Source organism: Proteiniphilum sp. X52 (genome assembly GCF_003712195.1).
Lineage (GTDB): Bacteria > Bacteroidota > Bacteroidia > Bacteroidales > Dysgonomonadaceae > Proteiniphilum.
Genome location: NZ_RDSD01000009.1, coordinates 94841 through 109424 on the forward strand (window position 1 = coordinate 94841; position 14584 = coordinate 109424).

Annotated in this window: 12 protein-coding genes; 5 read left to right on the top strand and 7 right to left on the bottom strand. The window is 46.0% G+C overall.

The genetic code is table 11. The features are described 5' to 3' along the window. The 5 genes from D7D25_RS09105 to D7D25_RS09125 form a co-directional block, all read right to left on the bottom strand. Positions 1–1866, bottom strand: coding sequence for a 2-oxoacid:acceptor oxidoreductase subunit alpha (locus tag D7D25_RS09105; protein ID WP_122968651.1), 1866 nt, complete (start codon positions 1864–1866; stop codon positions 1–3). A gap of 369 nt (positions 1867–2235) precedes the next feature. Further along, entirely contained in the window at positions 2236–2643 is a 408-nt protein-coding gene (locus D7D25_RS09110) for an isocitrate lyase/phosphoenolpyruvate mutase family protein (protein ID WP_122968652.1), read from the bottom strand. Between the two features lie 101 nt (positions 2644–2744). After that, positions 2745–4049, bottom strand: a complete 1305-nt coding sequence (gene murA / locus D7D25_RS09115) for a UDP-N-acetylglucosamine 1-carboxyvinyltransferase (protein WP_122968653.1) — start codon at positions 4047–4049, stop codon at positions 2745–2747. 18 nt (positions 4050–4067) lie between these two features. Further along, positions 4068–5066 (bottom strand): UDP-N-acetylmuramate dehydrogenase, encoded by a 999-nt coding sequence (murB, locus tag D7D25_RS09120; RefSeq protein WP_122968654.1) that lies wholly within the window; start codon positions 5064–5066, stop codon positions 4068–4070. 223 nt (positions 5067–5289) lie between these two features. Beyond that, positions 5290–5850: an RNA polymerase sigma factor gene (locus tag D7D25_RS09125; protein WP_158602584.1), complete on the bottom strand. Its 561-nt coding sequence runs from the start codon at positions 5848–5850 to the stop codon at positions 5290–5292. A gap of 124 nt (positions 5851–5974) precedes the next feature. Between D7D25_RS09125 and D7D25_RS09130 the strand changes: the two genes are divergently transcribed. From D7D25_RS09130 to D7D25_RS09145, 4 genes are all read left to right on the top strand, one after another. Beyond that, a complete protein-coding gene (locus D7D25_RS09130; RefSeq protein WP_122968656.1) occupies positions 5975–7021 on the top strand; it encodes a FecR family protein in 1047 nt (348 codons plus the stop codon). Positions 7022–7033: 12 nt separating this feature from the next. After that, positions 7034–10135 carry a TonB-dependent receptor gene (locus D7D25_RS09135; protein WP_122968657.1) on the top strand — a complete coding sequence of 1034 codons (3102 nt, stop codon included), beginning with the start codon at positions 7034–7036 and terminating at the stop codon, positions 10133–10135. 202 nt (positions 10136–10337) lie between these two features. Further along, on the top strand, positions 10338–11078 hold the full coding sequence (locus D7D25_RS09140) for a glycosyltransferase family 2 protein (RefSeq protein WP_122968658.1): 741 nt from the start codon (positions 10338–10340) through the stop codon (positions 11076–11078). A gap of 10 nt (positions 11079–11088) precedes the next feature. Next, positions 11089–12642: a glycosyltransferase family 39 protein gene (locus D7D25_RS09145; protein WP_122968659.1), complete on the top strand. Its 1554-nt coding sequence runs from the start codon at positions 11089–11091 to the stop codon at positions 12640–12642. A gap of 25 nt (positions 12643–12667) precedes the next feature. Here D7D25_RS09145 and D7D25_RS09150 read toward each other — a convergent pair whose 3' ends face one another. Beyond that, positions 12668–13378 carry an SAM-dependent methyltransferase gene (locus tag D7D25_RS09150; protein ID WP_122968660.1) on the bottom strand — a complete coding sequence of 237 codons (711 nt, stop codon included), beginning with the start codon at positions 13376–13378 and terminating at the stop codon, positions 12668–12670. A 248-nt stretch (positions 13379–13626) separates the two neighbouring features. On the opposite strand from D7D25_RS09150, the gene D7D25_RS09155 reads away from it, so the two are divergent. Continuing rightward, entirely contained in the window at positions 13627–13902 is a 276-nt protein-coding gene (locus tag D7D25_RS09155) for a hypothetical protein (RefSeq protein WP_185140244.1), read from the top strand. Between the two features lie 25 nt (positions 13903–13927). On the opposite strand, the gene D7D25_RS09160 is transcribed toward D7D25_RS09155, so the two are convergent. Beyond that, on the bottom strand, positions 13928–14488 hold the full coding sequence (locus D7D25_RS09160; RefSeq protein ID WP_185140245.1) for an NUDIX hydrolase: 561 nt from the start codon (positions 14486–14488) through the stop codon (positions 13928–13930). Positions 14489–14584: the final 96 nt, after the last annotated feature.

Sequence of the window (14584 nt, forward strand, 5' to 3'; positions counted from 1 at the left end):
TTACTTTTCCTCCATGATTTTCGTAAACTCTTCGATCAATGTGCTTACCTTGAAGGGTTGTCCTTCCACTCTGTTGTACTTATGAATATTATCCAGATCCTGGAACCTGCCGTTCAGATAGGCGGCAAACTGTCCGTCGTTCTGTTCCGCCACGATCACTTTTTTATATTTTTTCAGCAGTTCATGGGTGTTCCGGGGAAGGGGATTGATATGCCTGAAATGGGTATAAGCCACTTTCTTTCCGTTTGCCATGAGACGTAATGAAGCTTCCAGCAGGTGGCCGTATGTGCCGCCCCATCCCACGATCAGCGTGTCGGCATCTGTATCGCCGGTTACCTGCTGTTCAGGGATAAAATCGGCTATTTTTTCGATCTTCGCCTTGCGGGTATTTACCATCAACTGGTGGTTGTCGGGATTCGACGAGATCACACCGGTGAGATGGTCTTTTTCCAATCCGCCAATGCGGTGCATGTATTCCGGAGTACCCGGTACACCCCAATACCTGACGGATGTCTCTTCGTCACGGAAATAAGGCCTCCATTCTTTCGCGTTTCCCTTGTATTTCTTCTGCACATAGGGAGGTTTAATATCGGGATAGTCATTCATCTCGGGAATTCTCCATGCCGATGAACCGTTGGCGATATAACCGTCGGTAAGAAGGATAACGGGCGTCATATGCTCCAATGCTATCTTTGAAGCCTCAAAAGCGCTTTCAAAGCAGTCGGTAGGCGACGCTGCCGCCATCACTACCAGCGGGCTCTCGCCGTTACGTCCGTAAAGTGCCTGGTTGAGGTCGCTCTGTTCACTTTTGGTGGGCATTCCTGTCGAAGGGCCACTACGTTGCACATCAATCACCACCAGAGGGAGTTCGGTCATTACGGCCAGGCCCAATGCCTCGCTTTTGAGCGACAATCCCGGGCCGGATGTGGAAGTGGCTGCCAGGCAACCCGCGAAGCTTGCACCGATGGATGAGGTGATGCCGGCAATTTCGTCTTCCATTTGCAGCGCCTTCACCCCGAAATCCTTCCGTTTGGAAAGTTCCTGCAGGATGTCGGTGGCAGGGGTAATAGGATAGGAGCCGAGGAAGAGATCCACGCCCGCCTTTTCGGAAGCGGCTATCAACCCGTATGCCGTGGCAGTGTTTCCGTTAATATCGGTATAGAAACCTTTGGTCGACTCAATGGGTTCAATACGATAAGTGGAAGCGGTCATGTCGGTGTTATTTCCGTAGTTGTAGCCGTCGGTGAGCGCTTTTATATTGGCCTTTACCAATAATGGTTTTTTTGAAAACTTCTGTTCGAGCAGCTTATCGGCTATTTCCAACGGGCGGTTGAAAAGCCAGCACACAATACCCAGGGCAAACATATTCTTGCTGCGGAGTATCTCTTTATTTTCCAGTCCTGAGTCTTCCAGCGAGGCTTTTGTCAGGGTGGTGATATTCACCCCGATCGGTTGCACGTAATCCAGATTGAGTTCTGCAAAGGGATCTAATGTTTGGAAAAGTGCTTTGTCGAGGTCTCTTTTTTGAAATGAATCGGTATCAAACAGCACAATAGAGCCCCTTTTCAAAAATGAAGCGTTCACTTTGAGTGCGGCAGGATTCATGGCGACCAGCACATCGGTCTTGTCGCCTGAATTATAAACATCTTTGGCGCCAATCCGCACCTGAAATCCCGAAACGCCTTGCAATGAACCTTGCGGGGCGCGAATTTCAGCGGGAAAATCGGGGAATGTGGCGATTTCATTCCCGAAAATAGCCGATAACGTGGAGAACAATGTCCCTGAAAGTTGCATACCATCACCGGAATCCCCTGAAAAACGAATGGTTACTTGTTTAATGTCGGTCACGACCGGATTCGTTGGCATAATTTTATGTGGTTGTTGAATAAATTATTTATAATGCAATATTACCCCTCCGCAAAGCAAAATCATATTTGGGGAGGCGCTTGCCAGATTATCGCTTTCTTGTGCCAAGAACCCATCTGCTCGGTCTTATTCAACGGAGTTAGATCATGGGTGCCTATTTTGCAGATAATCTTATTAAAATTGTTTGCAAAGTAATAAAAGAGTTGTCGAAAAAGCAAATATTTTTCGAGGTAAAGGCAAATCTATTTTTCAGGTGTGTTTTTTATTGGAATAATTTTCCGAAATCCTTTTCGCATATGAGCAGGGAATACAATTCGTATGCTCTGGCGTAGCTTTGGGCATGAAGGGCCGCGCCGCTGCTGATGCGCTTTACACCACATCTATGATCTTAGCGAAATTCCCGCTTTCCGCCAGGATTCGTTTTTCGTCTTTTACTACCGAGTCTTCAATATTAATACCTGCCGCACCCATTTTTGCGAGCTGACCAACATGTTCGTTCACTTTGCCTATGCTCCTGCCATATCCGCCGTCGATATCCACTGAAACGGGAATAGAGACCGATTTGATGATTTTCTCCACAACGAACAACAATTCATTGAAACTCATATCCTCGCCATCCCGGTAGCCGAGATTTTCCGCGATGGCGTGTCCGGAGATGCCCACCGCTTTATAACCTGCTTTTTCTGCCAGTTGCGCACTTTTGGCGTCCCATACGTTTCCCAGGAGAAATGGTTCGTCACCGGAATGGAGCCTTCTGAAATCGTTGATTTTCGACATATTGGGTGATTTTTAAATGTTGTCTGATGATTAAACGCAAAACAAAGGTGTATGGTTCAGTCGGTATCCCGAATGTGCCGGCTCTCATGCGATACCGCCCTTTATTTTCTTTCAATCCTTGCTCCCAACGCGTTCAGACGTCGGTCAATATCCTGATATCCCCTGTCGATCTGGTCGATATTATGGATAGTACTCATGCCTTCCGCGCTCATGGCGGCGATTAACAGTGAGATACCGGCACGTATATCGGGGGATGTCATGGTCATGCCTTTGAGCCGGAATCGTTTACCCATGCCGATCACAGTTGCCCGGTGGGGATCACAGAGGATGATCTGTGCTCCCATATCGATCAGTTTGTCCACGAAAAAGAGCCGGCTTTCGAACATTTTCTGGTGGATCAGCACGCATCCTTCCGCTTTGGTGGCGACAACCAGCATCACGCTGAGCAGATCGGGCGTAAGTCCCGGCCAGGGGGCGTCGGCAATAGTGAGGATGGATCCGTCGATGAATGATTCTATGGTATAATCATCTTGTGGTGGAATATGGAGATCGTCACCCCGTTGTTCCACAATAATACCTAAGCGGCGAAAACTTTCGGGGATAATGCCGAGATGGGTCACTGAAGTATCTTTTATGGTAAGTTCCGAGGCGGTCATGGCTGCCATGCCGATAAAGCTGCCGATCTCGATCATATCGGGCAGCAAACGGTGACGGCAACCGGAAAGGGAGGAGACCCCATGTATTGTCAGTCTGTTGGAGCCAATTCCTTCGATTTTTGCTCCCATGCGTACCAGCATCCGGCTCAGCTGTTCCACATATGGTTCACAGGCTGCGTTGTAAATGACCGTTTCCCCTTCGGCAAGGACAGCGGCCATCAACAGGTTGGCAGTGCCGGTAACGGAAGCCTCATCGAGCAGGATATATTGACCGGACAGTTTTTTGGCAGAAAGCGTGAAGAGTTGTTTTTGCTCATTAAAGATCAGCTCAGCCCCTAATTTCATGATGCCGTTGAAGTGGGTATCCAGCCTCCGCCGTCCTATTTTATCGCCTCCCGGTTTGGGTACGACCGCTTCTCCGAATCGTGCCAGAAGGGGGCCGACAATCATGATGGAACCCCGCATCGCGGCGCTCTTTTGCATGAAGTCTTTCGATTGGGTATAGGAGAGGTTTATCTTTTCCGCTTTGAAAGAGTAGTTCTCCCTACCCAGTTTCTTTACCTCCACTCCCATATCGGAGAGCAGTGCGATGAGATTGTTCACATCCAGTATATCGGGCACGTTCTCTATGATCACCTCCTGTTGAGTGAGAAGCGTGGCGCAAATTACCTGCAGAGCCTCGTTCTTTGCTCCCTGTGGTGTGATTTCCCCCTTGAGGCTGCATCCGCCTTCAATGACAAATGATGACATGTTGACCGCTTTTTATAGTTAATAAATGCGCACTTCCGGTTCAAGCATTATGCCGAATTGTTTCCGCACTTCCTGTTGTATTTCGTGCATGAAGGCCACAATTTCCCGGCCGTTTTCGGTGCCATAATTCACAATGATAAGTGAATGGTGGGTACTGGTGCCTACCATTCCGCGCCGCTTCCCTTTATATCCCGCCTTGTCTATCAGGAATGCCGCCGACGTTTTGAATTGTCCTTCTCCTACGTTGTAGACAGGGGCATCCGGCAGTTTCAGTTGTAACTGGTCTTTTTCCTGTTGCGTAAGCACGGGATTTTTAAAAAAACTTCCGGCATTGGGTAGTATTTTATAATCGGGCAATTTCCGGTTGCGGATACGGATAATGGCATTGCGAACCTGGGCAAGGGTAGGAGAGGAAATGCCTTCCAACTCACGGCTCAAGTCGATATATCTCTCTTTATATTGAAACGACTTTTCCAATGTGAAAACCACGGAAGTGATTACATGGAGTCCGGAGCGTTTAAAGATGCTGTCACGGTATCCGAATCCGCACTCCTCGCTGGAGAGTTCTTTGTGATTCCCTGTCTGAAGTTCCACCGCTTTCACCTTGGTGATCACCTCCATCACCTCCGTACCGTACGCGCCGATATTCTGAACCGGACTTGCGCCTACCGAACCGGGAATAAGCGACAAATTCTCGATACCGGCGTAACTGTTCTCCACGCAATAAGCCACAAACTGATCCCAATCTTCCGCCGCGCCGACTTCAATTTCTACGCACCGATCGGTTTCCGTAAGGATATGGATACCCCGCATGGCAGGTTTAATGACCAATCCTTCGAAATCTTTGGTGAAAAACAAATTGAAACCGTTCCCAAGCACCAGTTTCCGTTCATCGGGAAAAGTGCGGATGATTTCCGAAAGTTCCTCAGCCGATTGCGGTTCACACAATATTTTTGCCGACGCCTTCGTGCGGAAAGAGTTATAGGGTTGCAGTTGTACGTTATATTTGATGATCATTTCGGGACAGATCTAATCGAAATGCAAATATAACGAAAGCCGGGAGAAAAACCAAGCTCGCTTGAGTTTTTCCGAGGCGCCTCTTATATCATGGAAATATAACGAAAGCCGGGAGAAAAACCAAGCTCGCTTGAGGTTTGCGGGTCAAATATCGGCTTGTCCATCAGGGTGCTATCTTTGAAAGCCTTGAAGGAGAGGAGGATCGAGAGAATGATGATGGGAATCATGTCCTGTCTTTTATTATTTCGGAGTAATAGGTCTTTATATATTTTCTGATGGTTGCCAGTGATTGCGAAAATTTATTGTGGACTGTTTGCGTGGTTACCCCTAATTCTTTTGCTACTTGTTTGGCCGGAATACCGTCCACTCTCATCCAAAAACTGTTTTTTGTCAACGAGGAACTCTCCCTCAGAGCATCACGTACTATCTCTTTCAGCTCTTCTTTTTCCATATTGTCATAGACGGTTGTGTCGGCCAATAATCCGGCTTCTTCAACCGGAATTGTTTCGGGAACAGCAATACGGTATACGTCATAGATACGGAAACGCAAATATTGCAATAGAAAAACTTTCACGCATCCCTCCTTATTGGCGCGGATGATACGGGGATTTTCCCAAAAAGCGACCCAGAAATTTTGTATGATTTCTTTGGCAATTTCTTTATTGTGCACTTTTGACAATACGAAACAAAGAATGGTACTGCCGTACCTTTCGTAGAATCGAGAAAAAGCCTTTTCATCTTTTTCCTCAATGCCATTTAATAATATTTCGTCCGTGGTTTGCAATGGGTGACAAAAATAAGAAAAATCTTTGAATCTCCGGGTTGGGCCAACTTTTAACCATATACCCCCGTCGATTCACAAAAAAATAGTAATTTTATCCGTTAAAACGATTATCGGCGGTAAAAGAATGACAGAGAAGAAAGAAAATTTACGGGATAGTTTGTCGGCACAAGAAAAAGCAGCCATTACCCGCGATTTGTTCGAAAGATACCGTAGAGGTAATACCACTCCGGAGGAGAACGACATTATTGAATCTATTGAAAAAGAGGTTATTCCGGAGAAGGAATTTGAAATAACGGATCATCTGATGCAGGAACTGGAGAATGAAACGAAAGATTTTGTTTTCCGGCAAACAGGTGTAAGGATTGGAAACACTGCATCCTCTGTGAAAAAACGTATCGTCTTTCCGGCTTTCATCGGTTCAATGGCGGCTATCCTTTTACTCCTTGTCGGCATCTTTCTTTTTTATCAGAAACATAATCAGCCGGCATCGTTGAAGTCCGACCCTGATACAGCGCCCATCTTCCAACAATATGTTTCGGGAAACGATATCGAGCATGTCACCTTGCCGGACGGCTCCCAACTCTCTCTCAACACTGGTAGCACGCTGAGTCTGCGGGAAGGTGGCATGGATGGTGCCATGCGTGAGATATGGCTCGATGAAGGTGAGGTTTTTTTTGATGTGAGAGAGGATAAGGCGAAACCATTTATGGTGCATCTCCGTGGAGGGTTGACAGTGCAGGTGCTTGGTACAAGTTTCACTATCCAGAGTTATAAAGAGTTGCCATTTCAGGAGATCTGTGTTTTGAGCGGAAAAGTGAGTCTGGAGACTGGGAAGGGTGAAAATATAGAGTTGAATCCCGACCAGAAAGTAACATACGAAGAATCGGAGAAAAGACTTACCCTTGAGAGCGTAAACAGCGCGCAAAAAGCCGGATGGCGTACAGGAACGATTGTCCTGGAGAATGCTTCATTGGAAGAACTTCGTTTCCGGGTGCGGCAGTTCTATGGAAAAGAAATGATCTTTCGGCACACCCCCGGAATAATGTCTGTCAATATCATTTTCGATCGGAGTACTTCTCCTGATGAAGTGGCAACCGAAATAGCCGCGCTTTACGATTTATCCTACCGGATCACGGCCGATCAGATTATTTTCTTTTCGAAAGGTTCTTAAAGCGTAACGCCAATGAGCCGGCATTTATCCGACATACAATATATAATCATATGGATTGTTGTTTTCGCAGGAAACAGCTTCCGTTTGCCGGCTCAGACCATTTCCTTTCCACAGGAGCCGATGCTTTCGAGAATGGAGAAGATAGCCAATGCCGGCAAAGAAAACGGACAATTTGTCACGTATGAAGGCCGTTTTTTGGAAGGGATTACCGCCCCGGCATTCACAAGCGAGTCGGCAGATGTGGAAGAGTGGATACGCCGTTCACTCGAAAACACGCCGCTCTCGTACCGTAAAATGAACGCCAACCGTTTCGTTATTGTCCGCCGCCCTGTTGAAAAACAGGCTACAGGCTATCTCTCCGGAAAAATAACCGATGGCTTCGGCGTGGCGCTGCCCGGCGCAACTGTTCGGGTACAAGCCCTGCAAAGAGGTACAATAACGGGAATGAACGGTGATTATTCACTGGCGTTGCCTTCCGGAAGTTATCTCGTTCAGGTCGGTTTTATGGGTTATGAAACGGCGCGGATCCAGGATGTGGAAGTGGGAAAAAACCGGACGACCCGTTTGGATATAATGCTGAAAGAGAGCGATATCCGTCTGGATGAGGTGGTGGTTACTTATACGCAACCCGAAAGCACCCTTGCAGGCGCGTTACGCGCGCAACGGAACACTCCTTATATCAGTTCCGTTCTCGGCAGTCAACGAATAAACCGGTCTCCCGGAACAACCGTGCAGGATGCCATGTCGCTCCTGCCGGGCATCAGCTTCGATGAAAACCATTCACAGATCATTCGTGGCACAGGCGGCAGGTGGAATGAAATACTTCTGGACGGTATTCCGTTGCCGAATTATGACCCTTCCTACAAAATCTTTTCTTTCGATCTGATCCCTGTCGCTTTGGTAGATAATATCCGCCTTCTCAAATCGTCTACTCCCGATATTCCCGTCGGTTTCGCCGGCGGGATCACCGAAATCATCACCAAAGATATTCCTGAACAAAATTATGTGCAGGCAAATGTCTCCTATCAGTTTAATACGATCAGTACATTCAAAAACCTGCGTGGGAGGAGAAAAGGGAGTCTTGATCTTATCGGATTTGATGATGGCGGTAGAGGGATACCCGGGGCTTTCCGGGCTGTCATGCCCGGAATCCCCCGGGAGTTACCCGGCAACACCACCTTGTTTCCCGCCGGACACTTTGCTATTTCCGACAGGAAGTCTTTTCCCCCGCAACATTATAACATTACCATTGGTAGGACGTATGCATTGCGGGAAAAAGGCGACCGTTTCGGATTCGTGCTCTCGCTGTCTTACCGGAATAGTTCACTGCGGTCCCTCATAAATCATACACAGCGGGGAAGATGGGACTACATAGGGGGCTATATGGGAAGTTTGAACGATAAACAAAACGAGGGACATATTCATCATTATAATAGCGTAACCGGTGGTATGCTGAATGCGGGGTGGCAATTCGGGAAAAACAGGATCAGTGTCCGGAACGTTTTTACCCGGAGTTTCGATAACGACCTGACGGAAGTCACGGCACGTTTGCAGGATATCTCAGGAGTTGAAAGCAATCTCAGCTATCAGTTCTTCAACTATCCCACATTTTCCGACCTGTGTCAGAGTAAACTGGAAGGGCAACACCTTGTCGGCGGCGTTTTACTGGGATGGAACATGTCGCATACATTCATTCAACGTGAACGGAAAGATGCCGCTTTCTCGGAAATGTACAAACCGTTGAAAGATGACTCTCTTTTGTATTTTCTGCATCAGCATCCCGAATTGCGGGCTGTCTATCCGGCCTCGAGCGGTTGGTATACCACCCGGGAGCGGAATTTTCACGTGGGGTTATCGCTGAGTCATTCTTTCCGGTTATTCAGGATGCTCAACAAAATGACTATCGGTTATGACGGGAATCACAAGCACCTTCGTTTTATCTCGAATGAAGCCCTTTACAGCTATGAAAATGGGCAGGATGTTACCGATCCCTCGTCACGGGTTTACCAGGTTCTTGAACGAAATAGTTTTAAAGGTGACATGATACAACATCTTTCTTTCTTGATGTTCGAACACCGGTGGGAAGAGAAAATGCGCTTTGTGTGGGGTGTCCGGGGCGATTATGAGGATTACAGGAGAATTACCGCCAATGAGCAAACCGTACCCCGTAAGAACCGGAAATGGTACGCTTCACCATCGGCTAATATTGTTTATATGCCACAGAAGAACCTGAATGTGCGATTGAGTTACCAGCGTTCCGTGATCCGTCCGAAGTTGGCGGATTACATTCCTTATCCTGTGTACGACACCTATCTTCTCGGCACCTCTGTAAACCGTGCCGTATTTCCTTCTACCGTTCAGGCGGTCGATTTTCTTATTGAAAAATATATCGGTTCGCAGGATATCGTTTCTGCGGGACTGTTTTACAGGCATATCGACCGCCCCATAGAACGAATGACCTATCTGTACAGGTATGATGAACGTATGTATGTGCTGCAAAACTCGGACAAAGCCGATAGTTACGGATTTGAAGCGGAAATTCGCAAACATTTGGATTTTGTAGGAAATCCCGATTTTTTGAGAAAAACACAACTCTCCGCCGGATTCGTTTTGACACGATCATCGGTGAAAGGTAAAAGGGTTATGGTCATTCCGGAGGGAGAAGGGGAAACCCAATTTGCCGAAACCGAGAGTACTCAAAAACGGCCGCTTTCAGGACAGACACCTTATCTGTTCAGGGCGGGGATCAGTTATACCGATAAAAGCCTGCATGCCAATATACTGTTTAACCGCAGCGGACGCCAACTTTTCTTACTGGGTGAAAATGCGTATCAGCATGAATACCGCGCACCCTTTCATTCGGTTGAGGCGAGTATCAGCTACCGATTCCCTAAGAGCGGGATTGGGCTGAAGTTGAGCGGCCGTAATCTGCTCAATGTTACTCAAATTTTTTATACGAATACGCCGGATGATTATGTGCGCGGTGAACATGGTCTTCCCACGGATAGGCTTCTTCCGGGTAAGACCGAAAACTACGATAAAGGGCATGATCCTATTGTTCATGAAGTAAAAAACGGACAAAGTTTTATGATCTCTTTGAGTCGTACTTTTTAATAATAACCTCCATCTTTTAATCCTCCGGTTTAATAATTCCTTTGCCTGACAGTGACAGTCCGATTTTTTTCTCCCTTCCTCTTTCCCGCTCTCTCCCTTTCATGTTTTTTAACTGAATAACCGGTTAGTTTTTTCCCGAATTCCACGTAATGTAAAAACAATGTACATATACTGTTGGTATGCCATTTAGGGCTTAGTGGATATGATTAAAGATAAAAAAGTAGTGATTGTAATGCCGGCATATAATGCCGAACAAACACTGGAAAGAACCTATAGTGAAATACCTTTTGATATCGTGGATGAAGTGATTTTGACAGACGACGGCAGTAACGATGATACCCTAAAGGTTGCTGAGGAATTAGGTATCCGTGAAATCCAGGTACATGTCCGCAACAGAGGATACGGAGGTAATCAGAAAACCTGCTATAATCGCGCATTGGAACTGAATGCCGATATCATTATTATGCTTCACCCTGATTATCAATATACCCCTAAACTTATTGCCTCTATGGCGTATCTCATCGCCAATGGGGTGTATCCGGTGGTCTTCGCATCTCGTATCTTGGGCAAAGGAGCCATTAAAGGGGGAATGCCTTTGATAAAATATATCGCCAACCGGGGGTTGACTTTCTTCCAGAACATATTATTAAATCAGAAACTATCTGAGTATCATACCGGGTACCGGGCTTTCTCGGCTGAGGTGCTTCGCAATATCAATTTCAATGCTAATTCCGATGATTTTATATTTGATAATGAAATTATTTCCCAAATTTTTTATCAAGGCTACGAAATAGCGGAGATCACCTGTCCTACCCGCTACTTCAAAGAAGCGTCTTCCATCAACTTCAGGCGCAGTATTGTCTACGGGATGGGTGTGCTGAGGGTTTCCATGATGTATCCTTTCTGTAAATGGGGATGGATAAAGTCGGGATTATATCAATAGTTTTATACATATGCGAGATAACCGGATTTACATACTGATTTTAGGTGTATTGTTTGCCGTAATTTACTCGATGATATTCGATGTGAAACTGGATTTGAATGGCGACAATGTGCATTATCTTACTTTGGCGAAAAATATATCCGATGGATTGGGATATGCCAATGTGACGCCAAAAGGCACCGTGCCGGCAAGCCATTTTCCACCCGGCTATTCTGTTTTTTTATCTGTTTTTATGCTTTTGGGTATCCGGAGCCTTGTGTTTTTCAAGATATTGAACGGAATCTTATTTTTTGTAAGCCTGATGGGGATATTCTACTTACTATGGAAAATAACAGGGAGTAGGGTATTGGCTTTTGTCTGTGCTTTATTGGCTGTTTTTTCTCCCCACACGCTGCGGTTTTCCAGTATGGTGATGTCTGAGATGCTATTCCTCTTTTGCTCGGTTGTTTGTTTTTATGCGCTTTATAAGTACTGCGCTATTGGAGGAGGAACAAGTCGTTTTCGTCGATTGTTATGGTTGTTCGTCATAATTATTTTTGCTGCTTATGCTTACTACGTACGTGCGGCGGGAATCGCATTGATTTTTGCCATTGTGGTTTTCTTTTTGTTTGGCAGGGAGTGGCTTCGGGGAATAGCAGCTCTGGGCGGAATCCTGTTATTGCTGTCGCCTTGGTGGTTCAGGAACCGCACACTCGGCATTGAATCCCGTTATTTTGGTACAATGATGACCGTGAATCCCTGGCGGCCGGAGGAAGGAAGTATTTCGACTGTCGGCGAGTTTATCCGTAAAATGATGACAAATTTTGATGAAACCGTGATAAAAGGTTTTAGAGAGATCATTTTTCCGTTTATTCCTGTGAATTATGAAGCGAATTCCTCTGTTTTTCAAGTGGTGGCAGGACTTTTTATTTTGGGCTTTATATTGTACGGAGCCTGGAATCTGAAGCTGCTAAAATGGGCATTTATTGCCTATTTATTGGGTCAGATAGGTTTGCTTATGCTTTGGCATGGTGGTAATGAAAGCCGTTATGTAATACCTATTGCCCCTTTTATTATTGTTTGTTTTTATAACGGATTATACTGTTTGCTTGTATCCAGGGTGAAAAACAGTTCGAAAACAACCCTTCATGCGCCTTATGCATTTCTTATCCTGATTTTTGCATTATGGCCTACTGTAAAAGCGGTATCGGTAAAGGCAAAAGCACCTTATCCCCCTGCATTTGAGAATTATTTCACCATCGCGAAGCAGATGCAGAAGCAATTGCCGAAGAATACGGTTTGTTGTCGAAAACCGGAATTTTTCACCTATTTTGCCCCCGACTTATATGCCATCAACTATTTATATAGCACAGAGCCGGGAGAAGTGATAAAGGATATGATCGAAAAAAATGTAGACTATGTCGTACTGGAGCAATTAGGGTATGCCTCTACGGTGCGATATTTGTATCCTGCCATTTTAGCCAATGAGGATTTATTTGAGTTGATGTGGACACTGCCCAATCCGGATACCTATTTATTGAAATTTAACCGGGAACGGGCAATTGAGAAGCTTGGAAATAATTGATTTTCAGTTGTGTTTCACAACAATATTACGCTTTATAAATCAAAAACACAGTCGGTTTTTTATGCATATCCGGCAGTTTGCCTTTCCACGCCTTTACCCTTCGTGTGACAATGAATTCATCTTCGCAGGAGATGTTCATGGCAATACATAACCGGGTTTGCGGTTTACAATGTTGGAGTATGTCTTCTGCCAGTTTCAGGTTACGGTAGGGTGTTTCAATAAAAAGTTGAGTCTGGTCTTCGTTGTACGCCCTTGCTTCAAGCTGTTTGAGTTTCTTTGCCCGCTCGCCCGCGTCGATCGGCAGGTAACCGTGGAAGGCGAAACTCTGTCCGTTGAAGCCGGAGGCCATGACGGCCATCAGAATAGAAGAGGGTCCTACCAGCGGGACAACCCTGTAGCCCTCCTGTTGGGCGATAGCCACCACATCTGCTCCGGGATCAGCCACGGCGGGGCAACCGGCCTCGGAGATTACTCCCATATTTTCGCCCGATTTCATAGGCAACAGATAACTTTCGATCCGATTACGATCGGTATGCTTGTTCAGTTCATAAAAGGTGAGACCATCCATATCGATATCGGGATTGCTTTTTTTCAAAAAACGGCGTGCCGAACGTATGTTTTCCACAATGAAATATTTCAGACCGGATATCACAGTTGTGTTGAAGGAAGGGATTACCCTCTCAACAGGGGTATCACCCAATGTGACGGGAATTAAATAAAGTGCCGGATTCTTCATCTCTTGTTTGCAGACCTTTTCATCTCTGGGGTTTTAATTCCCTTCTGTTTGCCGAGGGGAGTGATAATTATTCCTTTAAGACACCCCGTCCGCCTGCGGCGGGGAGATTCATTTACAAAAATAGGTAAAATAGGGGAAAGAAGAGATGCTTTCCGGTATATATATCAAAAATGTTTGGTTTCAAGGAGGGAGTAATCAGATCAAAATGGCTACTTTTGCAAAATTAATCCTTATCCACAATTATGACTATGACAACCGTCAGACACCCTAAATGGCTCTACTTCGTATTTTCCATTTCTATTGCCGAACGTTTCGCGCCGCTGTTTGCTCAGTTGTGGCTTGCCTTGGGAGCCAGCAAAAGGGAGCCCTCCTCGCCAGTGAAACAGGCAATCGGACTGCTTTTGCTATCAGTGGGTTACCTCGTGATTGCCATTGGTATGCAGGGGGGAGCCGGGTGTGAAGGTGAACTTTGCCTGTCGCCTATTGTCCTGTCGATGGTGAATCAAGAAAACTGCAAAAGCTGATGCACGGAGTGCGATGAAATAGCATTTATTTGTCATGTAATGCCATATATTTCCATAATGGAGCTGCCATGGTGGCCTGGACAACGTTGCCGCTTTCAAGAAGTTCTTTCAATTCTTCAAAAGAAAACAGGTGAACCGTCAATTCTTCCGATTCGTCCAGTGCCTGGTCTCCCAGTTTTTCAACATCCTCGGCAATAAAACAATAAGAATAATTATTTGCGGCACTGGCATTAGGGGCGACACACATGAATTCACTCCATCTCCCGCCACCGTAACCGGTTTCTTCCATTAACTCGCGTTGCGCCGAGACCAGCGGCGACGCGTCATCTTTCTCACATACGCCGGCACAAAGTTCGAGACAGGTCTTTTCAATCCCCGGCCTGTATTGTTTTACCAGAATAAATTTTCTTTCTTTGGTGATGGCAATGATATTCACCCAGTTGGGGTATTCCAGCACGTAATATTCAGGGACCACAGTGCCGTCGGGCATTTGTAATGATTCCCGACGGACCGTCAACCAGGGCCGCCTGTGAAGATATTCCCTTTCAATTACTTCCCAACGCATATTGTCATTTTTGTGATCCATAATTACCATTTTACCTCCAATGAGCTCTATCTTTTTAAAGAGCGAGGCAAAGGTACGTCATCCCCATGAATTAAAAAAGGGGAAGTATGGTGTCGG